Origin of the sequence: Nocardia bovistercoris (assembly GCF_015674855.1) — a bacterium.
In the GTDB taxonomy this organism is placed as follows: domain Bacteria; phylum Actinomycetota; class Actinomycetes; order Mycobacteriales; family Mycobacteriaceae; genus Nocardia; species Nocardia bovistercoris.
Window position 1 is genome coordinate 164,311 of the sequence record NZ_JADMLG010000004.1, and the last position, 22,667, is coordinate 186,977.

The following is a 22,667-nucleotide window of genomic DNA, read 5'->3' on the forward strand; positions in this document are numbered from 1 at the left end:
ATTCCCGCGAGCCTGTAGTGCGGCGGCGGGCGCGCGGGCTCTACAGTTGATCGACAAGTTCGGGTGACTCCTGTCGCGCGGGAGGAGTGGATGACAGCCCAGCGCCCGCCGCTCGCGGTGGGATCCCGGTTCGGCCCGTACCGATTGGATCGCCTGATCGGTCGCGGCGGCATGGGCGAGGTCTACGAGGCCTACGACCTCGAACGCGACCGGGTCGTCGCGATCAAGGTGCTGCCGGAACGGCTGGCCGACGACCCAACCTATCGGGAGCGGTTCCGCCGCGAATCGCACGCCGCGGCGCGGTTGAAGGAACCGCATGTCATCCCGATCCACGACTACGGCGAGATCGACGGTCGCCTGTTCATCGATATGCGCCTGGTCGATGGCCGTGACCTGCGTGCGGTGCTGCGGGCCGAGGCGCCGCTCGCGCCGCCGCGCGCGGTCGCCCTGGTCCGGCAGGTCGCGGCGGCCCTCGACGCCGCGCACGCCGACGGCCTCGTGCACCGCGACGTCAAACCGGACAACATCCTGGTCACGGCCGACGGTTTCGCCTACCTGGTCGATTTCGGCATCGCGCATTCCAACGCCGACACCGGACTCACTTCCGACGGCGGGGCGGTCGGCACGCTGCACTACATGGCGCCGGAACGATTCACCGCCCGCACCGTGACCGGCGCCGCCGACGTCTACGCGCTCACCTGCGTACTCTACGAATGTCTCACCGGCGCGAGACCTTTCCCGGTCGGCACCGACGCCGAGGTGATGAGCGCCCACCTCGGCGAGCCGCCGCCGCGCCCGAGCATGATCCGCCACGACGTGCCCATCGGTTTCGACACCGTCATCGGGCGCGGCATGGCGAAGAGCCCCGAAGACCGCTACCCCGACGCGGGAGAGTTGGCCGACGCCGCCGAGACCGCGCTGCGCACCGTGACCGCCGCGCAGGTGAACGACCAGCCGACGCTGGGCAGTGCGCCGGTGGCGACCGAGCGTGCCGCGCCGCCGGGTCGGTATTCCTCGGGGTCGCGACCGGGGACGATGCCAACGCCATCCGATGCGGAAGGAACCGGACCCGAGGAGGCGGTCACCGCGACGCGGATGCCGGACGGATCGGAAGTGCCCGAGAACGGTAGTGGGACAGAATCATCGGAGGAGATCGCGACTGGTGTGACCGGCCCTCTTCGCCGAAGGGTGCTTACGCTGATCGCCGCCATGATCCTGGTCGCCGCGGCGATTCTCGGCGTCTTGGCGTTCGTCGGGCGCGACGGCAGCACACCGGATTCCGACAGTACGGCACTTCGCGGCGCCGACCTCGAACTGCTCGCCTCGATGCCGGGAGCCGGATATCGCCGCGCCACCTGCGCGCATCTCGACCCCGACGCCACCACGACCGCCGCCGTCTTCTGCGACGCCAACCCGGCCGTCTCCGCCCCCGTCGGCCGCTTCCTGCGTTTCCGCGATCTCGACGCCCTGCGCGAGTACTACAACGATGTCGTCCTCGACGGATTCAAGGCGACCGGCTGTCCGGGTGATCCGCCCGCCCGCGACGCGCCGTCGCTGTCGGGCGGCAAGGAAGTCGGACGCCGGGCCTGCCTCAGCAATATCGTGGACGACCCCGCCGTCCCCAAACCGGGCCTTGCCCTCACGAACGAGGCTCAACTCTCGCTCGCGTACTACTTCTGGTCCGGCCCCGACGAGACACCGCTGCGCGACTACGCCGCGAAAGCAGGCCTGCTGCAATTCCGAACCGGTTCGGCGGCAACGGATCCGGACGAATTCACCGACGCCGACCGCGAACTGCTCGACCGCGCGGGCGCGCCTTACGGCCCCGCCACCTGCCGCCACATCGATCCGCCGGTCGGCTTCATGAACGCCACCGTGGCGTGCGGTTCCCCACTCGGCTCACCCTCGGTCCAGTTCCTCGGCTTCCCGGACCGCGCCGCCGCCACCCGCATGTACCAGGCCGTACGCAACCAACTGACGGGCCGGACCTGTGGCGGGGAAGGCGCCGACAGCGAATGGCGCACGGCGTCGGGGCCGGTCGGTCGCCTCTTCTGCTACCCCGACGCCGCACGCACCTGCCTCGTGGGAGCGCACGACGAGCGCACACTCCTGCTCGAAGTCTGCACACTGGCCGAGGACAACCCGGAGAACGGCCCGAAAACCGAACCGGAACTCCTCACCTGGTTCCACCACCGGTTCGGCTAGCGATCCGCGTGCGTCCGGCCGGGTGCAGGCGCCCGCACGATCGCGTCGGACGGCAGCCGCGGGTATCCGACTTCACCCCTGCGTCGAATCCCCTTGTGTCGGTGTCTCGTTCGATGCCAATGCGAACACAAGCTCGCTGTCGCCGATGCGGATCACCGCACCGTCGCGCAGCGCCACACTGTCGATCACGCGCGTCCCGTCGACGAACACCCCGTTGGAGGACAGCAGATCCCTGATCACATACGCGAGTCCGGTGTCGACGACAGCCGCGTGATGGCGGCTGACCCGCCCGTCGTCCAGCGCGATGTCGTTGTCGCGCAGCCGCCCGATCCGGGTGACTGCCCCGCGCACCGGATGACTCGGGCCGCCCACCTGGCGCAGCACCGCGAAACGATCACCCGGTTCGTGGTCGATGATCGTGGTCACCCTGGTCACCGCCGCGACGCCCGCCGCGGCGACGGTCAGCGGCTCCTGGCGCAGAATGCGTTGCTCCAGTTCGCGTATCGCCGGACCGGGATCGATCCCGAGTTCATCGGCCAGCGTCTCGCGCAGCCGCCGCACCGCGTCGAGCGCGTCGGACTGCCTGCCGTCGACATACAACGCGGTGATGAGCTGCTCCCACAACGGTTCCCGCAGCGGGTGCGTGCCGACCAGGTGCGACAGCTCCGAAATCACCGCCGCGGCGCGCCCTTGAGCGGTCTCCGCCTCCGCCCGCGCCACGACCACGCCCATGCGGTCGTCCTCCAGCGCCGCCGCGTAGGCGTCGGCGAACGCGAGTCCACGCAGATCCGACAGCACCGGCCCGCGCCACTGTCCGAGCGCGCTCGACAGCGCCTCGCTCGCTTCCCGGAAACGCCCGGCGGCCAATGCCCGAACGCCCGCCTCCTTGCGAGCCAGGAACCGCTGCACATCGCATCCGCCCTCGGCGACCGCGAGCCGATAACCCCCACCCGCCTGCGCGAGCACCGCCCTGGAGTCGATTCCCGCCGCACGCAACGGCTTCCGCAGGTTCGACACGATCGTATGCAGGCTGAAGCGCACCTCTTCCGGCGGATTCTCCCCCCACACCGCGTGCGCCAACGTCTCCACCGACACCGGATGGTTCGCGTTGATCGCCAGATACGCAAGCACCGCCCGCTGTTTCGGCCCGCCGATCGCCCTGGTCTCACCGTCGATCACGAGCTCCACCGGCCCGAGCACCCCGAACCGCGCTCGCGCGTCAGCCATGTCGACCTCCTACCGACCCGGTCGGCCGCGAGCCGGGCGGTACCGCTCCCGTCCGCGACGCGACCATCCTAGCCGGCCGCGTTCGCGTACCGCCCGTCTCGACGGGAGCGCCCGCACTGATACCGACCTGCTATCGTATCGGCGCACTCTTCGCCCTGCGTGCCGACCAGATCGTCGCGACGACCGACCACGTCACGGGACTTGCCCAACGCCGGTCCCACCTGGACAACCGCTCCGGACGCGAGGCGCGCCGAGGTCTGCGCGCCCGCTGCCGCGGTAGGTCTCGCGATCTCGATCCGGCCGGTTCGATCAGGGCTGTGGATAGTCCGGGATTTTCGTAACGTCCAGCAGGCGATGGTTCGACGACGGAGGGGCTCGATGAAACCGCAGTATGTCTACCGGTGGGTCAACAACCACGGGGTGATCCGCCTGTTCAAGAAGATACTGCTACTGCGCGGCGACCCGTTCTCCCGGTTGAACGGCAGCCGCGAAGGCATCGACAACCCCTACGCCTTGATCGAGGAGATGCGCGGCGCGGGCGGACTGCACCGCGCGCTGCCGGTGTGGATCACCTTCGACCACGACATGGTTCGAGACATATTGCGCGACAACCGCTTCGGTGTCGGCGTGCCAACCGTGCTCACCATGCCGCGTCCCGTGCGCCGCGCGTTGGAGCGCAGACCCCTGCCACCGAATCCGGTGGACCGCCCCTCGATGCTGGTACTCGACCAGCCCGAACACACCCGACTGCGCAAACCGGTCACCGCCGCCTTCACCCCGCGCGCCGTGGCCCGGCTGCGCGAGCGGATCGAAACTGTCACCGAAGAACTGCTCGCCGAACTCCCCGACAACGGCCCAACCGACCTGGTGGCCCGCTACGCCGCCCAGGTCCCCATCGCGATCATCTCCGACATGCTCGGCTTCCCCGACGCCGACCGCGAGATGTTCCTGCGCTGGGGTGACGACATCAGCCCCCTGCTCGACCTCGGCATCTCCTGGCGGACCCACCAGCGCGCGATGGAATCCTCCGAACGCGTGCACACCTACCTCGTCGAACACGTCGAACGCCTGCGCGCGGACCCGGGCGACGACATCCTCAGCAGCATGGTCACCGCGGGCGACCTGTCCACCTACGAACTGTGCGCGTCGGCCACCCTGCTCATGGCCGCCGGTTTCGAAACCACCGTCAACCTGATCGGCAAGGGCATCACCTGGCTGCTGCGCCACCCCGACCAACTCGATCGCCTGCGCGCCGAACCCGACCTGTGGCCCAACGCGGTCGAGGAGATCCTGCGCATCGACCCGCCCGTCCAAGCCACCGCACGCACCACCCGCACCGACGTCGAAGTCGGCGGCCTGCGCCTCCGCCGAGGCTCCACCGTCGTCCTGTCCCTCGCGGGCGCCAACCGCGACCCCGCGGTCTTCCCCGACCCCTCCCGCTTCGACATCACCAGGGAGAACGCCAAGACCCACCTCTCGTTCAGCAGTGGCATCCACGTCTGCCTCGGCGGTGTCCTCGCCCGCCTGGAAGCCGCCCATGCCCTGCGTGCCTTGTTCGAAGCCTTTCCCGACCTCCGACTCACCGAACCCCCCGTCCGCCGTCCGTTCCACACTCTGCACGGTTACGAACACCTGCCCGCCCACACGGGCCGCCGGGTGCGAGGTCATCAGTCCATCAGCTGACCTGGCGCGTCACATGCGCCATGCGGCGCGAAGTCGGCGCTCCGGGACGGTCGGAGCCCGATAGACCTCGATATTCGGAACGACCTACGCTCACGCGGCGCCGATGGTTCGGGCAAGGAATGGCCACGAGGTGCGCAAGTCGTCTTCCCAGTAGCCCCAGGAGTGCGTGCCGGTCGGCCGGTCGTCCAGTGTCACGGGGATATTCAGTTCGCGCAGGCGGTTGGTGAGGTTGATCGTGCAGTATCGGATGGCGGCTTCGATGGGGCCACCGAAAGCCAATTGCACGGGCAGGGGGATGCGTCCGTCTTGTACGCGGGGGTCGGCGGGAGTGTCGTGTGGTCCCGGCAGGCCGCTGCCGGTGCTGAGGTAGATGTCGGTGCCGCGCAGGCCATCGGCGTTGCGCAGCGGATCGTTGGCCCGCCACAGCGGACTGTCGGCCGGTCCCCACATGTTGTCCACGCTCTGTCCGCCACCCCAGTTCTCGACGGTGATCCGCACGAATTCGTGTCCGATCGGGTCGGAGGTCTGCGCGCATCCGCTGTAGGAGGCGACGCCGTGCCAGAAACCGGGTTTCGCGATCGCCAGGTTCAGGACGGATGTGCCGCTCATCGACACTCCGACCAGTGCGCGGTTGTCGTTCGCGCCGAGGAATCCTTCGATGACCGGCGGCAGTTCCTCGTTGAGAAAGGTCTGCCATTTGTTGTGCCCGAGTGTGGCGTCGTCGCGAATCCAGTCGGTGTAGTAGGAGTTCGCGCCGCCGTATGGCGTGACGACGTTGATGTTCTTGGCGCGCAGGAAGTCGACGGCATCGGTCTGCGCATCCCAGCCGCTGCCGTTCGGCCCACCGCCGGACCCGTTCAGCAGGTACACGGTCGGCCGCGGACCGGCGGCTTCGGCGCGGATGACCTGAACCGGAATCGGCCGGTTCATGGCGGCCGAGAACACCTCGACCACCTGCTGCCGATCGCCGACGTCGCGCGCCGAAACGACACCTGGCGCCTCGGCCCGCACCGTCGCGCTCACCGCGCCGACCATGCTGACCGCGGCAAGCGCGCCCGCGAGCGCGAGACGCGCACCGATTCGTAACGATCGCCGTGCTTTCACCACGAACTCTCCGTCCTGGTCGTCGACGCTGCCTGCGCCGAGTTCGGCCTGCCCGCGTCGTGAACTGCTTCGGAAGGGGTTCGCGTTGCCTACGCCTCTGGTTTGGTCGGATACGGAAGTCGGTGGACGCGACTCAGCTCGCCCGTCGGTGAGCCGGGGTTGTCACCTGTGTTGGCAACGGGCCACCTCTTCCGTCCGCGTGGTGTCCGGAAGGATGCTGGGAGTAGTGCCTTGACCCACGGACGGAGGTGGCGACGACAGTGGTTCCCGTTCGCGCATCGATCTCTCCGGCGGAGATCGTGCAGCGAACTGGACGTCCGGTTGATACTTATCGCGTCGAGGGGTCGCAGTGATGAAACCGGCCGGACGTCTCGGTGGTCGCCGTCGATGATCGGCGTGCGGACCGGTTCGGCGGACCCGAGGACGACGCAGCGATAAGAGTCTAATTTCCTTCTATGGAAATATTGTTCTCGCACTGATCGATCTGTATTCTGCTGTCCACCGGTCGCATCTCAGCAGGTCACCGTCAGTGTTCAGCAGAATCTGTCCGCTGCGGCGCCTCAGGCCTCCGGTCCACAGCCCGGCGCCGGTATTCCCTCCTGCGATCCGGTATCGGGACCGGTGGCGGTCCACTCCGACCGGGGAGCGGACCCACCTCGCGACAAAGCGTGTGCGCGCACCGTCGCCGCCGAGCGCTGCCTCCAGCCGCTCGTCTCCACCGATTCCAGCCCGCACTACCGGGAGCTGTCAATGAAGATCCGTCCCACAGTCATCGCCGCGTCGTTCGCCATGGCGACCGCGATCGGCGCCGGTTGGACCACCGCCGCCGCCGCGCCTGCGGCCTATGTCGACCTACCCGCGAGCGACTGCGCCATCCTGAGCCAGATCGGCCCCGCGACAGTCGGCACACTCGGCCCGCTACAAGCCCTTCCCCCCGATCAGGCCGCCGCGGGCATGGCGGCCTACATCGCCAAACTGCGCGCCCAGCAGAGCCAGGTCAGTTCACCGGAAGCGCAAGCCGACATCGAAGCCCTGATCACCGCCCTCCAGGGCGCCACCGGTCCCGAGTCCGCGGGCGCGGTCTACGGCGCGCTCGGCAACCTGAACACCGCCTGTTCGTAGCAGGCGGACCACTGACGCCGCGGGGAGGCCATACCTGCTCGCGGCTCCGTGAGGTCTCCGCGCTCGCACCGACGACCTCGGCCGCGCCATCGAGAAATGGCGCGGCCGATCGCTTGCTCGCCGACGTCATATCGCCGCTGGGGATTCCGTTGTCGGCGGGCAAATGCACAGTGTTCGAGGCGGTTTCGATCGAAGGTGTCGGTGGCTCGGGCTATGGTGGCGGTACAGGGGTTCGCGCGAACAAGGGGGAGTGCGAGTGGGTGGACGTCGTCGTACACCGAGCATCGGTGTGCTTGCCATGGGCGGGATCGCGGTGTTGGTCGTCGCGGCGCCCGCGGTACGAATCGTTCGCGATCATGCCGTGGCGATCGTCGCCGTCGTGATCGCGGCGGCGGCCGTCGTGGCTGCCGGTCTGTATGCCCGGCGGCGCCATCGTCGCCGTAGCGTCGAGCGTGAACAGGATCATCTGCGCGCGGTGCTGCCGTTCCACGCGATGAACGACAAACAATTCGAGCATGCCCTGGCCTCGCTGTGCCGGTCCGCGGGTTGTCGGGATGTCGAAGTCAACGGCGGCGCGGGTGATCGCGGCGCCGACGTGTTCGCGACCACTCCGGATGGTCGTCGGATGATCGTGCAGGCCAAGCGGTACAACATCGGCCATCCCGTCGGCGACAGGGAAATGCAGCAGTTCGTCGGCGGGATCGGAACCTGGCACCGCTACGACGTAGCCGTACTGGTCACCACGTCCCGTTTCACGAAATCAGCTCGTCAGACCGCCGAACGAAACGGCGTTCGCCTGGTGGACAACACCGTCCTGGCGCAGTGGAACGCGGGCACGATCTCCGCACCGTGGACGTGATCTTCGAACAGTCGACCCGAGCGGACCGGCCCGCACGAACTCGGTACGGCGACACCCCCGCCGGGGCGGGTGCACGCCACCTTCGAACAGGCGCCGAGTTGCGTCCGGCGACGTGCGGCGGACTATCCTGGCCGGATGGGTGACGGGGATGAGCTGGTCGAATCCGTGGGCGTCGACCCGTGGGCCGCCCACCTTCCCGGGCAGGAACTGGTGCCCGCCTATCTGGTTTCGAGGTTCGCCGCGCAGTATCGGGCGATCGTCGACGTGCTGGTCGAGGCCCAGGACACCAGTCTGACCGGAATGTCGTTCGACGAGATCGCGACGCGGTTGCGGGCGTGGGTGGGGGAGCGCGCCGGGTGGCAGGTGGCCGATCGGCTGCTGGACGAGGACGTCTTCGCGCTCGATGCCCGGCTCACCAGTCTGGTGCGGTGGGCGGTGCTGACCCGGTGGCAGGAACCCGCGCGCACCGGTGAGGATTTCCTGCGGCGGCGCGATCGTTTCCAGCTGACACCGGTCGCGGCTCGGCTGCACGCGTTCTGGACGGTGGAGTTGGCCGCCGACGAGGACACCGCGGCGGATCTCACCTTGGCGCCGCGCGCGATCCACGATCGTTTGCGTGGTTTCGCCGAGGCGGTGCGCGAGCAGGACTATCCGGCGGCTGCGGCGGAGTTCCAGCAGGTCATCGCCCTGCATCACGGAATGGCGGTGGCGGCGCGGTCGTGGCAGCGGAGCCTGGCGCACGCGTTGTCGGGCGGACCCGACCCGGACAAGCAGGAAGTCCTGTGGCGGACCTTGCAATCCTATGTCGGGATGTGGGGCGAGCAGGTGGATATCCACACCCCCGCCGTGGCAGGCTTGATGGCGGAAGTCGAACCGCGACTGACGGATTCGGTGTGGCGGGCCTGTGTGCGCGGCGCGCTCGCCGACGACGCCCCCGAGCAGGTGGTCGAACCGCAGGTGCGGCGGTGGACGCACGTCTGGGAATCGTTGGGGCACTGGTTCGGTGGCTCGGACGGGCAGGCCAGGCGGTTGCGCAGGCAGTTGCGCGACCTGGTCGCACCGTGGGCGCGCAACATGCACATACTCCTAGACACCGGCGGCGCCTTGACCCGCCGCGGGGAGTTGCTCGAACTCGCCGGTGCGATCGAACAAGCGCCCGACGACGAAACCGCCTTGGCCATGTGGGATACGGCGATCGGGGTGTTCCCGGCGCGGCACCTGCTGATCGCGGCCGAGGACGCCGACAACCACACCGTGGCCTGGTCCGACGCCGCCGCCGCACCGATTTCGGCGCGCTATCGCGAACACGGCCAGCGCGCCGCGGTCGGACGCCGGGTGAAGGCGATGAACAACTCGGTGGGGCGCGACGCGGCACGGCGCGCCAGGGTTGCCGCGCTGGCGCAGCGTCGGGAAGCCGAGGCCGCGTTGCGGGCGCGTTCGGGAACGGAGTTGGCGGATTGGGGTGCGCTTTCGGAGCCCGAATTGCGTTTGCTGCTCGATCTATTGGCGACGGCACGGGCGCGCCGCGGGGAACCCGAGCGCGCCGGGGTGACCGAGGATGGTCAGTGGCGAGTCGGTTTGACCGAACCCGCGATCGCGGGCACCACAACCTTGGACTGTCCGCACGGTCGATTCGTCACGCGTAACTGGGTTTTCACGTTGGAACCGGCGGGTGCTCGCCGTGCTGAATGACGATCGGGACGCGGTGGACCGGCGCCGCGCGTTCACGGGGTTGCTCGCCAACCCGGTGGTCGACCGCGTGCGCCACCGTGAACTGTTCGGCCTCGTGCGAAGCCCCCGCCACCGGCCGGAGTTGGTGAACTGGTTCTCCTCCCGCCTCGGCTACCGCCTCGTGGTCACCGACACTGCGGCGCGCCTGTTCCGACTTCCGCTGGGCGACAGCGTGATCGCGCCGCGTCGGGTGAATCCGCCCGCGCGCCGGGCGCTGATACTGGCGTTGTTGGCCGCGGCCGCCGCGGAGGAAGCCGAGGACATCACCTCGACCCAGGATCTGTCGGACCGGGCGCGGGTGCTCTCGGCGCGAGAGGACTGCCCGGTCACCGCCTACGAACCCGACCGGTTCCCCGAGCGGAAACTGTTCATCACCGCCCTCGACCTGCTGGTTTCCGCGGGAGCGTTGGCCGCCGTCGGCGGGGATGCGGTAGACCGCCGCGACAGTTGGGCCCGGCAGGCCGACAAGGTCGGTGGCACTTTCGAGGTGCGGCGTGAAATGCTGCTGCGCATGGCGGATCCGGCCGCGCTCGGGGCCGCGCTGCGGCAGCGCGGCGCGGTATTCACCGACGCGGCGGAGCGGTTCGCGGTGATGCGGCGGATCATCGAGCTACCGGTATGTCTCTACAGCGACCTCACCGAAGCCGAGCGCACATATCTGATCCGGCAGCGCGGCAGGGTGGTCGGCTGGTGCACCGAGATGACGGGGTGGACGCTGGAACAGCGCGCCGAGGGACTCGCGCTCATCGCCGGTGCGGAATCGGCGACCGATCTGCCCTTCCCTCGTTTGCGCGCAGTCGATTTCGTGACCCTGGTCATCCTCGGCGAGCTGTATCGCGACCGCGACGACGATGATGTGGTGACCGAGACGGACCTGCTGGCCGCGGTGGATGAGGTGGCCGTGCGGCATCCGAAGTCGATCACGGCCGAGGTCGCCACGCCCGCCGCGCGCCGTGACCGGGCGGTCGAACTGTTGCGCGCGCTCGATCTGCTGCGGCCCGGCTCGCGTCCCGGACTGTGGCGACTCACTCCCGCCGCCGCCCGCTACCGTTCGCCGCGCATTCTCGCCGAAACCGCAAGCATCGAGGAGATTCGATGACAGTCGAACTCGTCGGCAGCCACTTCCACGGACAGGAGTGGTTGCGGGCCGCGCAGAGTCGCGAACTTCCCGAGCCGGGACGGTTGCGCTGGCAGCCGCTGCGGGTGGGCATCGTGAACCTGTGGGAATACGACGACGCCGAATTCTGGTTCGCCGATGGCAGATTGGTATTGCGCGGCGGCAACGGCGCGGGCAAGACCAAAGTGCTCGAACTCACCACGCTGATGCTGCTGCGCGGTGAGATCGCGCCGTCGGTACTCGACCCGTTCGGTTCGCAGCATCGCAGTATGCGTTTCAACTTGCTGCCGACCGGTGACGGTGACGATCCGCGCGAACCCGCCGACGCCGGACTCGGATACGCCTGGGCCGAATTCGGGCGTGTCACCGAGAGCGGGGCGACGGCCTACTTCACCTGCGGGCTCGGTGCGTCGGCTCGGGCGGGCAGCGGCACCGCCACGGTCAACACTTGGCATTTCGTCACCCGGGGACGGGTCGGCCGGGATTTCACCCTGCTCGAGGCCGGTCGAGCGCGGGAATTGAAGGATCTCAAGCAGATCGACGCCATGGTGCTGCCGGGCAGCGCCGCTGCCTATCGGGCGCGGCTGGCCGAAGAACTCTACGGACTGAACGCCGAGTCCTACGACAACCTGACCGAACTGCTCAAGCAGTTGCGGAAACCGAAACTTGGCGAGCGGCTCAACCCGGCGAGTCTGGCCACGACATTGCGGGACGCGCTGCCGCCGTTGGCAAGTCACGAGGTCGATCAGCTCGCCGACGGCTGGGAGCATCTGGAGCAGTTGCGAATGACGATGGCGCGCACCGAGGAGTCCGCGCACGCCATCGCGCAGTTCGTTCGGTCGGGATGGCAGCCGTGGGCGCGGCGGGTGCTGCGGCTGCGGTCCGACGAGATGGCATCGTCCACGACCAGCCTGGACAGGACAACCAGCGACAAGAAGGCCGCCGAGGGCACGCTCGCCGAAGCGGTCGAATCGCGCGACACGGCCGAAGCCCGGTTGACCGAAACCCGTCGCGGAGTCGGCGATGCGACGGCGGCCTTGCGTGAACTGCTCGAATCGGACTCCTACCGCGACGCCGTCGCCGCGGCCGGGCGCATCGAATCGCTGCGCCGGGAGTACGGCCGGGTTCGTGGTCAGCACGCGGATCTGTGCAAAGCGGTTGAACGGGAACTCGATTCGGAGAGCAAAGCGGAACGCAAGGCCGATGCGGCCGCAACGAGGGTGCGCGAGGCGGGCGAGGAACTGCGCGGTGTGCAGGATTCGCTGGCCGAGAACGCCGTGCCCGCCGGTCTGGCGGAATCGGCGCGGCGGCACCTGGCCGCTCGTGATGTGGACGCGCTGGTCGGCGATCATCGGTCGCGGGAGGAGCGGTTTCGTCATCTACGCGGGCTCGACGAGAAACGTCGTGCGGCGGTGCGGCGGGTAGAAGGCACCGGCGATGCGGTCGAGAAGGCCGAGACCAGGAGCGTCGCCGCGCGGGAGGCCGAGGCGGCGGCGTTGACGAATGTGCGTGAAGCCGCGCAGACCCTCGAAACGCGGGTACGCGCCTGGGCCGCCGATGTCGAGGTCGCCGCGCCGACCGACGAGACACTCGCCGACTGGTGCGATCTGATCCCCCAACTGACGGTGATCGACGACACCGGCGAGGCAGCGGCCCACCCGTCGGTCACGGCCGAGATGCGCCACCATATTTCCGCGCGGCGCACCGAATGGCAGGACCGCAGGCAGTCCGCCCTGCTCGACCGCGCGCCGATCGCGCGGCGGCTCGAGGAGGTCGACACGGAGTTGGCGCGGGCGCGGGCCGAAACCGATGCGGCGCCGCCGCTCCCGACGACCTGGCGCAGGCGGAGTCGGCCCGAGGTTTCGGCGGGGGAGGGCGCTCCGCTGTGGCGCCTTGTCGATCCCGCTCCGGAAGTGGACGATACGGCACTCGCGGTCCTGGAGGCGGCCTTGGCCGGATCCGGTTTGTTGGACGCGTGGATCACCCCGCACGGCGCTGTCGACTTCGAGGCCGCCGACATCGGCACAGTCGATCCGACCGACGGTGTCGAGGCGGGTCCGAATCTCCTGATGGTACTCCAACCGGTCGAAGCGGGCGGCGTGCGCGTCGAGCTCGTGCGGCGCATACTCGCCCGATTCGGATGGCGCGCCGAAGGACACCCCGAACCCGAAGGGGATTGGCTGGGAGCGGACGGCTGTTGGCGGGTGGGTCGGCTCGCCGGTCGGGCCGAAACGGTCGGTTTCGCTGCCTATCTCGGCGTCGCTGCCAGGGCGGCGGCCAGAATGCGGCGCATCGCCGCGCTCGAAGCCGAGCGGGACGAACTGACGGACAGGCTTTCGGCCCTCGATATCCGCATCGCAGCCGCGGCAACGGCATTGGATCGGTTGGCGGCCGAGGAGCGGGCGCTGCCGGAATCCGAGGAGCGCGAGGTCGGTCTCGCGGTCGTGCTGTGGGGAGAGCGCACGCGTGCGACGATCGCGAGTGCCACGGAACTCGCCGCCGCGGCGAAGATTCATGCCGACGCGGTGTCGGAACTGGATGTCGCACGCGCCGCTCTCGCTGAATATGCCGCGGCGCACAACTTCTCGCAGACCGAGTTGGACGCTCAGGCGGACGCGCTGAACGCCGTGCGCCGCGATATCGACCGCTACCGGATGGCCTTGCGACAATTCGCCGCGGCCGAGGACGCTCACGCCGACGCGCGAGTCTTCCTCGAGGAGGCCGTCGAGCGGCGCGTCGACGCCGAGTCCGCACGCGAGGTGATAGCCGAGGAGCGGCACAGACTCGAAGTGAAGCTGCGCACCGCCGAATCCACCCTCGACACGGATCAGCAGCAGCAACTCGACCGTAAGACCGGACTCGAGACCCGCATCGCGCATCTCGAGAACGAGCGCGACAGCTACGACAAGAAACTCGGCGCAGCCAGCGTGGCCGCGGCGCGCGCCGAAGAGGTGCTGACCAACCACGAGGAGAAGCGCGCCGAGGCCGAACAGGCACGAGATCGGGCGATCGCGCGGCTGTGGGAGACCCTCGACCACGGGTTGGCCCAGTCGCTCGCGATGGCGCTGCCCGAACGTCGAAACGTCCAGGCGGCAAGGGATCTGGCGACGGCGGTGCGGCGGGAAGTCGATGTGAAGGCCGAGCCCGCCGACGTGGACCGCGCATGGCGGGCATGCGTGAACAAGTTGGAGGAATTGCGCCAGGCCCTGCTGCCGCAACAGGACGCCCGCATCCTCGACGACGACGAGACCCTGCCGAGGGTGGAGATCCACACCGACGCCGACGCGGGATTCCAACTCCCGCCCGCCGCCGCCGACACCCTCGCCGAGCGGGTACGCGAACAACGGGACAGTTTCGACGCCGAACAGCAACGCGTGCTGGCGACGCTGCTCGGATCCACCTTCATCGAACATCTCAAGGAACGCCTCGACTACACACGACGCACCTTCACCCGCATCAACAACCAGTTGGCGGCCCGCCCGACCCGGCAGGGACACACGGTGAAGGTGATGTGGGAGGCGGATCCGACCGAGCCGGACGCGGCCGCGGTTCTGAACGCGCTGGGGCAGGGATACGCCGAATTGTCGGTGGACCGGCAGGAGATGGTGCGCCAGTATCTGGCCCGCAAGATCGATGAAGCTCGTTCCGAGGCCGCGGCCGACGGTGCGGCGGACTGGAAGCATCAGCTCGGGCGGGCGCTGGACTACCGCGGCTGGCTGAAAATCGGCCTGCACTACCGATCCGGCAGCGCGGGCCGCTGGGCGCCGTTCGATGCGGCCAAGCACGGCGCGAAATCCGGCGGCGAGAAAGTGGTCCTGCTGTCGCAGCCCTTGTTCGCCGCCGCGGTGGTCGCCTACGACGCGGCTGCCGCGCACGCGCCGCGTTGGGTGTGGCTCGATGAGGCGATGACCGGCGTCGACGCCCAGGTGAAGGCATCGTTCATGGGACTGACCGTCGACTTCGAACTCGACATCATGCTCACCGCCCACGACGAATGGTGCAACTACGAGACGGTGCCCGCGGTGGCGATCTACGAACTCGCCAGGGAGAAGCACCTGCCCGGCGTCGATGTGCTCCCCTACCTGTGGTGCGGCGGAACATTGACCGAGGTCGACGTGGACCGGCTCGGTTCGGTGCCCGCGTCGTTGCCGACGGACGGCTTGTTCGGGCTCGACGATGGATGAACTGCCCGCCGGGTTGCGCGGTTGGTCGGTCCTGGCGGGCCCCGCGTTGGTGGTCCGCGCGATACAGCGTCGCGTGCACCGCGGCGGCGGGCTGGAGCGTGGCCCGCTGAACGTCACGTTGACAGTCGAGCAGCGGCGCGAAGTCGGGCGGTTGCTCGGTGTGGACTGGGAGGTCTCCGGCAAGCCGGTCACATTGCCCGCCTTGCGTTCGGCGCTCGCCCAACACGGACTCACCGTCGCCCGATTCGCGGAACTACTGCACGGTGGCCCGCTCCCGGTCGGCCGGGAACTGCGGGCGACACGTCAGGAGGCGGAACAGCGGGAACGTCGCGCGGTACTGGATCTTTTCGGCGCGGCCGGTTTGCCGGGCGAGGTTTGCGACCGCTGGCTTTCCGGCGCACGAGCCCCCAAGCTCGGTACCGGACGAGCCTTGGAACTGGCGGAACGCGCCGCCGTCGTGTGGCCGCTGCTCCCGTGGACCGGCCCGCCCAAGCGACTCGCGCAACTCGCGGCCGAATCCACCGGCGACGCACACGCGCTCGACCACTCCACCGAACTGGGCCGTACGGTCGCGCGCTTGGTGGCCATCGCGGGCGGCATCACACCGCCCGCTCGACCCGGCCGAGAATGGCGCGCCGCCTGGGCCTCAGCCGGCGTGCGATGTGACACCGTTTCCTCCCGCGTGCTGGTACTGAACGTGCCGCTGGACCTCACCGCCGGGCTGCGCGGCGGCACCCCGGTGTGGCTGACCCTGCGAGATCTATTGACGCCCTGGTCTTTCACGCACCCACCGCGGACATTGTTCGTCTGCGAGAACCCATCCGTAGTGGAAGCCGCAGCCGACGAACTCGGCGACCTGTGCCCGCCGCTGGTCTGCACCGACGGCATGCCCACGCTGGCCGCACTCGACCTGCTGTCGGGCGCCGCGGAAGCCGGGACAGCCGTCCGAGCGCGGGCGGACATCGATTCCGCCGGATTCTCCATCCTCCGCACCGTGCGATCGGTCGTCCCGACCGCCCGTCCGTGGCGTTTCGACACCACCACTTACGCAAGCCATTTCGGACTCGAGGGGCGTACTGCATCCTGGCCGGCCGACCTCCACGCCGAACACGGCAAGGACCTGCACGAGGAGGCGATCCTGCCCCTCCTGTTGGCCGACCTACGCGACAACTTCCTTCGCCCGGATATTCCCCTCTCACGCGGCCGCGTCGAGACGTGAACCAGAGGATTGCGCCGCGGACACGGACTCGACCGAGAAAGTAGCGCTCGTGTCGATGCCGAGGCGGCCTCGCGTCGGGAAGAATCGGCCGCTCACCTGCCGGACAACTCGCGTTCCGACAGCGTGGTGATCACAGTGAGCGGCACCAACCGGTCGTCGGGGCGCGGCGAAAGCCCGATCAACATCATCACATCGCTCCCCACCGCAACCACGTGTCGGTGTCGTGCACGCTGTCTACTTGAACTCACGGTGAACGGCGCGCACCAAGTGCCGTGTCTGGCTCGCGTGCCGGACGCATCCCGCGACCGGTTCGAGCGGGAGTAAGTCAGAAGGCGGTGCGGTCCAGCCAGGTGAGGAGTACCTTCGCGTCGCCGGAGATCGCCACTCGCGCGTCGTCGGCCGATATCCGACGCAGCGCAAGCAGGTACAGATCAACCGCCGTGCCCGCGACGGTCACCGACGCGGGAGCTGGTGTCCCGGTCCACGCGATAGCGTCACCGTGACCGGCCACGGACCAGGTCGCGGCGCGGTCGGTCGCGATCAGAGTGAGGGTGTTCCCGTCCGCCAACGGCTCGGCGAACCACCGGGATCCGATCGCGATCAGATCCAACAGTTCGGACAAGCCGTCGGCGGCGATCTCGGGCGCCATGACCACCTCGCGGTCCAACGCCAGCAGTGCGTCGACCCGATGTCCGGTCCCTTCGTGCAGCCGCCGCCGGATCCACCATCGCGCGGGCCGCAGCACTTCGAAAGGTGTCCACACCGGCACATCGGGACCTGCCGCGTCCACCACGGCGACGACCCGGCGCGCACTCGCACGCAACCATTCGGCCGCGGCGCGCTGATCAGTCGGCGGCCGCATGTCAACGGTGGCGTCATCGATCTCGACGGTGCTGCGCCGCCGCACCAGTGCCGCGGTCCAGTGGTGGTCGCCGCCAACATGCGCGAGCAGATCGGCCATCGTCCAGCCGGGACAACTCGGCACCGGCAGACTCGGATCGCAGTCGCGATAGATTTCGGCGAACAGATCGGTCTCGGTCAGCAGCGCTTCCCGCACCGCTTCCGAATCCAGAGAATTCACGACCTCGACGCTATCCCACCCGAGATTCCCACGCCCGCAGGCGTCCCAGCGATCCGCGAATCCATTCACGTCCAACCGGACTGGTGAATTCCTCTGTGTGATGCCCTTTCCGCTACCGACGAGTCGCCGTCAGTGAGTGGCGTCATTGCTGTCTTGTCGGATGTCCATCGCGGTGTTCGGGGATGGCTGCGGGAATTCGGATGTAGCTTCGGTTCTGATGATTTCGCGAGTTGCGGTCGAGAGGATGCGGTGATGACGTCTCGACTCGACCGGTTCAACCAGCGGCATCCTTGGAGCCACAACGATCATTACGGTCGGTGGGTCGTTGACCGGGTGGCGAAGTCGCGAGCCCGGCATGTCCTCGACGTCGGTTGCGGCACCGGCAATCTCATCGCTCGCCTGCGGAATTGCCACTCCGCGACCGTGACCGCGCTCGAACCCGATCCCACGATGGCTCGCCTTGCGATGCGGCGTTTCACCGACGATCCAGCGGTGTCAGTCATTCATACGGACTTCGCCGGTCGCGATCCGCGACGGCGCTGGGACGCGGTCGTCCTCGTCGCCGTCCTGCATCACCTTCCGCTGGTGCCGACCTTGCGCGACCTGCGCGCCTGCCTCGCACCGGGTGGACGTCTGGTCGTGGTGGGTTGCTATCGCGGGACCGGGCTCGCCGACCTGCTCCTCGACCTGCCCGCCGTCGCCGCCAACCCGATCATGGGAATGATCAAGCATCCGACCCGCGCCGCCGCGCCGCCACCGCACATGAGGGCCCCCACCGCCGACCCCGAAGAGACCTTGGCCGAAATCCGAGCCGCGGCCGCGCTCGAATTACCCGGTGCGCGAATCCGGCGCCGCTTGTTCTGGCGATACACCTTGGTCTACGACGCTCCCGTTCTCCCCGGTCGCGCACGTTGACGCCGTCGGCGGTATTCGAACGGACACGGATGCAGTGCCGGTGGTCCTGGCCATCGGCCCGGTGCCGCTATTGATGGGAGCGATCGGATGGCCCGTCGGGGCCGAGGCGACGCCACGCGCACGCCGAACAGATCCGGAGCCGAAACCGCCGCCCGATCCGGGCAGGTGCGGCAACGGCGGGTATCGGCGAGCGGGCGACGGAGTTCGCGACGCGCGGTTATCGAGTAAAGATCTCCGCGACACCGCGTTGTATCACTCGGGGCTGGTCGCGCACGGCAACACCACGCGCGGTGGGATCGCGGGCTACATCGGCCGCAAAGCCGTGGATATCTCGCACCCGCTCACCGTCCTGGAGGATTGTCACCTGCTGGCGCGTGAGCAGGATGTGTTCCGGACCGGGAAGTCGGTCTATCGGATCACCGAACCATTGATCAATTTCTACGAGGCCGTCATGCGACCGGCGTGGGCGCGACTCGAGAGTGGACAGGGGCGACAGGTGTGGGACCGGTCCAAGGAGCGGTTCGCGGCCCAGGTCGTTGGACCGCACTTCGAGGCGATATGCCGGGAATACATGCTCGGCGACGGTGTCGAGCTACTCGGCCCGGAGGCGATGTTCGGGGAGATCGGCTCCGGCGTCGTCACCGATCCGACGGCTCGCAAACAAATACAGATCGATGTGGCGGTCACCCGCTCGGGTGATGGCGGGCGCCGAGCTGCCGTATCGATGCTCGGCGAGGCGAAGTGGGGCGCCACCATGGGCATCGGCCATCTGGATCGATTGACTCGCGCACGAGAAGTGTTGGCCGCGAGCGGTTCGGACATGTCGGATTGTCGCCTTGCCTGCTTCAGCGGGGCTGGATTCAGTGACGCACTCCGTCGACGGGCGGATCAGGACTCGGATGTACTACTCATCGGACTTCCGGAACTGTATCCGTAACTGCCTGATCCTGGGATCCGGGTTCGATTCTGTCTTGGACGACCGCAACCTCGTCATGTCGTGCCAGCCGTGCGGGCGTGACTCTTTTTGGACTTGCAAATAGTCCAAACGGACCATAATATGTGCCTTATGGAACAGTTAGATCTGGTGATGGCCAAGGGGCTGCATCCCGGCCGTGTCGCGCTCACCGAGGCGATCAACCCCATGGTCATCGAGTCATCGGGCGCACTGTGAACGAGCATGTCGACCACCTCTATCTCGACCGAATCGACCTGCGCGCGTTGGTCGAATTGCTCCGCGAGATACCGGATCTGGTCGAGGATCTCACTATCACCTCGACCAATCAGGCGAGAACCGGCGCGGGCGGAAATGTGCGCGCGCACCGTCGACCGACCGCCCAACCGCTGCCGTATGACCCCCGAGCGCTGCGAGTCGCCGACTCGCTGCATGCGGTGCTGGTGTCTTGGGTTCGGTTGGTGTGCGAACAACGCGGACTCGAATATCGTGATTCGCCGACGACGACGGGACTGGCGCGCTGGCTCGATCGCAATATCATCGCCTTCGCCATGACCGAGGGAGTGCAGGGCGCACCCGCCGAAATCCGAGCGGCCACCCAGGCGGCTTGGCGGGTGATCTGCCCGCCCGACGCGGCGATCGTTCTGGACGACTCGACAGTGGCACAGGCTCTTACCTGTCGGCTCAATGCGGCCGGAATAGCCGCTCTGGCCGAAGAATTGGGTGGGGAGTATCGCGGACTGACGGTGCGGCGAGTGCAGACACTGCGAGACGCGGGCCTGATCACGCCGCTGCCCGGCCCCTGGGCGCCGGGATGGCCCGAGCAGTACCTCGTCGGGGACGTCCTCGAAGGTCATCTCGCTCATCCGCGTCGAACGCGCCGAACCAAGGTCGACCGATAGCGAAGCCGCCCCGTCCACCGATCGGACACAACGCTCTTCATTCACTCGATGCGCGTCCTCGGATCGCCCCGCCTCTCAGACGAGGTGGGGCGATTGTCGTTGTGGGCCATGAATGTTGCTGCGATAGTCTTCGAAAATAGTTGTTGACCAGCATCTTCGAAGCATCGGCGAAGTGGGTGTTGACAAACGGTGTGTTGATAGGTGAGACTTGGCGCAGCGCCAGAGCTGTGCCCGGATCTCGCTAGAACCGAAAACTGGCTCCCCATTCCATATATCGCATCAGTATCCCAGTGACCTCGAATACCGCCGGTATTCGAGGTCACAGTTGTTTCTCAGCGTGATGGCCGAATCGGTCCTCGCGTTCCAAGCGTGCGGCACGCCCCCGAAACCCTTCGATGTCCATTGACACGCGGGACAGAGCTCGCCGCATACCCGCCTCGATTCTCCGCCGACTCCCGCCGATGCAGGCGCGGTCGCGAACTCATCGGCGAATCGGGGCGCTGTGCCCCACTCCCGGTTCACCCCTCGGCCGGGGGTGGGGCAACCGAACTCGCCTCGACCACACTCCGTTTCCCGCAGGCAGACCGCCGCGGTCGCAGACGATGTGAGCGTCGGGGCGCCCCCGCCCCACCCCCGGTTCGCTCGGAACCGGGGGTGGGGCAACCGAACTGCCTACTGCGGAAGGAGGTGAATGATGCTGACTCTCGTCCTCGACGTCCTGGAACTGGTTTGCCGGATCGCGCCGCTGGTCCTCCCGGTGATCCTGCCGCTGTTCGGACTGTGAACCGCGACAGTGACCTTCGGCTGAATTCCGGACGGAAGTATTGATGCAGTCCCCGGCAGGCCGCTGACGTGGGCTGTCGGGGCGATCGACACGATGGGTAGGGACGCCGGGGATCGTCGGAATCAGCTCGAAGGAAGCGTCCACGTCACCGGATACTCTCGTTCGCCTTCCATTTCGACGCTGCGGAGATCGACGCGATCATCGAACGCGTCGGCGCGGATGTCGCCGAGCGCATCGCCTCGGCCGAGCCGCTGCGACGTCTTTCTCGCCGCCCTCGACCGCGACCCGCTCGCGCCGTTCGACTCGGATGCACGCTCGGACGACGCGGTTGTTTCCGTACTTGTCTTGCGCCCAAACCTCTTTCAGGAGCTTTCATGAGCGAATTCACCCTGCCGTCGACCATCGTGTCGGCGGGTGGAAATCCACCGGCCACCGCCGTTCCCGGCGTCGCCGCCAGTCCGGCGCAGATCCTGCTCGCGGGCGCCCGGGTGGCCGCGGGGGGCGGCTTCCCCGGCGTGATCGGCATGGTCCGCAACGATCCCTACCGGGAGTATGTGGCGGTCGGCTTCAAGAAGTACCAGACCCAGATCGCCGCGGACTCGTCCGCGCAATTCCGCATCGGCGGCAATACCGAGGCGTACACCGCGACGGTGCTGCTGCAACTCGAGGCCGAAGGCGCACTGTCGCTGGACGACACCGTGCAGCACTGGCTTCCGGGCGCGGTCGCCGCCAATGGCAACGACGGGGCCGCGATCACGGTGCGCCAGTTGCTCAATCACACCTCCGGGCTGCCGGAGTACTCCGCGAGCCCGACGTTCACGACCAGCTACACACTGAATTTCGAGCCGTATCAGCCATGGGCGCCACAGGATCTGGTGAATATCGCCCTCACACAGCCGCCGCTCGGCGTGCCGGGACAGAAGTTCGCGTTCGCCAACACCAACTACGTCCTCGCGGGCATGGTCATCGAGGCCGTCACGGGCAACACCGCCGCCGCGGAGATCCGCACCCGCATCCTCACCCCCTTCGCCCTCGACGACACCTCCTTCCCGACCGACGATCCCCAGCTCTACGGGAACTACCTCGAAGGCCACTCCATCACCTGGGGCATCTACCGTTTCGTCACCGCCTCCCAGGTCCAGGCCTTCGGCGCCGCGGGCGCCATCGTCTCCACCCTCGACGACCTGTCCGTCTTCACCAGCGCACTGATCAGCGGCCAACTCCTGCCTGCCACTCAGCAGGAAGCACTTAAAACCACAGTTCCCGTGCCGAATTCGAATGGAAAAGCCTCCTACGGCCTCGGCGTGCTCCGCACCGAGACCGCCGCGGGCCCGGTCTGGCAGCACACCGGCGGCGTCCTCGGTTACTACAGCCTCTGGCTCACCTCCGACGACGGCGCCAAACAGGTCGTCGTGGCCGCCAACGAACACCACATGGCCACCGGCACCACCCCCCAACTCAAACTCGGCCAAGCCGGCCTCGATGCCTACGCCGCCCTCTGACCGCCTTGGGAACAGTTCCGGGCCGACAGTTCTTCGCGTGGTCGCGGATCGCGCCGCGCGAAATATCTTCTCCGGGAATC

At 68.0% G+C, this 22,667-nt stretch carries 16 protein-coding genes; 12 read left to right on the forward strand and 4 right to left on the reverse strand.

Going from position 1 to position 22,667, the window contains the following annotated elements:
* Positions 1-90: 90 nt before the first annotated feature.
* The gene (locus tag IT779_RS38490) at positions 91-2,205 is read left to right on the forward strand and encodes a serine/threonine-protein kinase (RefSeq protein WP_198428413.1); all 2,115 of its coding nucleotides are present in this window, start codon (positions 91-93) and stop codon (positions 2,203-2,205) included.
* A gap of 72 nt (positions 2,206-2,277) precedes the next feature.
* Here the strand turns inward: IT779_RS38490 and IT779_RS11865 are convergent, their stop codons facing one another.
* Positions 2,278-3,432: a BTAD domain-containing putative transcriptional regulator gene (locus IT779_RS11865; RefSeq protein ID WP_196149324.1), complete on the reverse strand. Its 1,155-nt coding sequence runs from the start codon at positions 3,430-3,432 to the stop codon at positions 2,278-2,280.
* 378 nt (positions 3,433-3,810) lie between these two features.
* Here IT779_RS11865 and IT779_RS11870 point away from each other — a divergent pair, with 378 nt between their 5' ends.
* Complete coding sequence (locus tag IT779_RS11870) at positions 3,811-5,115, forward strand: cytochrome P450 (RefSeq protein WP_196149325.1); 1,305 nt, start codon at positions 3,811-3,813, stop codon at positions 5,113-5,115.
* 90 nt (positions 5,116-5,205) lie between these two features.
* Here the strand turns inward: IT779_RS11870 and IT779_RS11875 are convergent, their stop codons facing one another.
* Positions 5,206-6,219, reverse strand: a complete 1,014-nt coding sequence (locus IT779_RS11875) for an alpha/beta hydrolase (protein ID WP_408637751.1) — start codon at positions 6,217-6,219, stop codon at positions 5,206-5,208.
* Between the two features lie 750 nt (positions 6,220-6,969).
* On the opposite strand from IT779_RS11875, the gene IT779_RS11880 reads away from it, so the two are divergent.
* From IT779_RS11880 to IT779_RS11905, 6 genes are all read left to right on the forward strand, one after another.
* Positions 6,970-7,341 carry a hypothetical protein gene (locus tag IT779_RS11880; protein ID WP_196149326.1) on the forward strand — a complete coding sequence of 124 codons (372 nt, stop codon included), beginning with the start codon at positions 6,970-6,972 and terminating at the stop codon, positions 7,339-7,341.
* A gap of 256 nt (positions 7,342-7,597) precedes the next feature.
* Entirely contained in the window at positions 7,598-8,200 is a 603-nt protein-coding gene (locus IT779_RS38760; protein ID WP_196149327.1) for a restriction endonuclease, read from the forward strand.
* A 135-nt stretch (positions 8,201-8,335) separates the two neighbouring features.
* On the forward strand, positions 8,336-9,892 hold the full coding sequence (locus tag IT779_RS11890) for a DUF2397 domain-containing protein (RefSeq protein WP_196149328.1): 1,557 nt from the start codon (positions 8,336-8,338) through the stop codon (positions 9,890-9,892).
* Entirely contained in the window at positions 9,882-11,030 is a 1,149-nt protein-coding gene (locus IT779_RS11895) for a DUF2398 family protein (RefSeq protein WP_332838761.1), read from the forward strand. The genes IT779_RS11890 and IT779_RS11895 overlap by 11 nt, the downstream gene beginning before the upstream one ends.
* Positions 11,027-15,232: a TIGR02680 family protein gene (locus IT779_RS11900; protein ID WP_196149329.1), complete on the forward strand. Its 4,206-nt coding sequence runs from the start codon at positions 11,027-11,029 to the stop codon at positions 15,230-15,232. The genes IT779_RS11895 and IT779_RS11900 overlap by 4 nt, the downstream gene beginning before the upstream one ends.
* On the forward strand, positions 15,225-16,451 hold the full coding sequence (locus tag IT779_RS11905; protein WP_196149330.1) for a DUF2399 domain-containing protein: 1,227 nt from the start codon (positions 15,225-15,227) through the stop codon (positions 16,449-16,451). Before IT779_RS11900 ends, IT779_RS11905 begins: the two co-directional genes overlap by 8 nt.
* A 325-nt stretch (positions 16,452-16,776) precedes the next feature.
* Here the strand turns inward: IT779_RS11905 and IT779_RS11910 are convergent, their stop codons facing one another.
* Complete coding sequence (locus IT779_RS11910) at positions 16,777-17,532, reverse strand: maleylpyruvate isomerase family mycothiol-dependent enzyme (protein ID WP_196149331.1); 756 nt, start codon at positions 17,530-17,532, stop codon at positions 16,777-16,779.
* Between the two features lie 129 nt (positions 17,533-17,661).
* Entirely contained in the window at positions 17,662-17,946 is a 285-nt protein-coding gene (locus IT779_RS38765) for a hypothetical protein (protein ID WP_332838791.1), read from the reverse strand.
* Between IT779_RS38765 and IT779_RS11915 the strand changes: the two genes are divergently transcribed.
* The 4 genes from IT779_RS11915 (at position 17,866) to IT779_RS11930 (ending at position 22,587) form a co-directional block, all read left to right on the forward strand.
* Entirely contained in the window at positions 17,866-18,447 is a 582-nt protein-coding gene (locus tag IT779_RS11915; protein ID WP_332838786.1) for a class I SAM-dependent methyltransferase, read from the forward strand. The two genes, IT779_RS38765 and IT779_RS11915, sit on opposite strands and share 81 nt — an antisense overlap.
* Before the next feature lie 34 nt (positions 18,448-18,481).
* Positions 18,482-19,384: a hypothetical protein gene (locus IT779_RS11920; RefSeq protein ID WP_196149333.1), complete on the forward strand. Its 903-nt coding sequence runs from the start codon at positions 18,482-18,484 to the stop codon at positions 19,382-19,384.
* Between the two features lie 230 nt (positions 19,385-19,614).
* Positions 19,615-20,301, forward strand: coding sequence for a hypothetical protein (locus IT779_RS11925; protein ID WP_196149334.1), 687 nt, complete (start codon positions 19,615-19,617; stop codon positions 20,299-20,301).
* A 1,158-nt stretch (positions 20,302-21,459) separates the two neighbouring features.
* The gene (locus tag IT779_RS11930; protein WP_196149335.1) at positions 21,460-22,587 is read left to right on the forward strand and encodes a serine hydrolase domain-containing protein; all 1,128 of its coding nucleotides are present in this window, start codon (positions 21,460-21,462) and stop codon (positions 22,585-22,587) included.
* Positions 22,588-22,667: the final 80 nt, after the last annotated feature.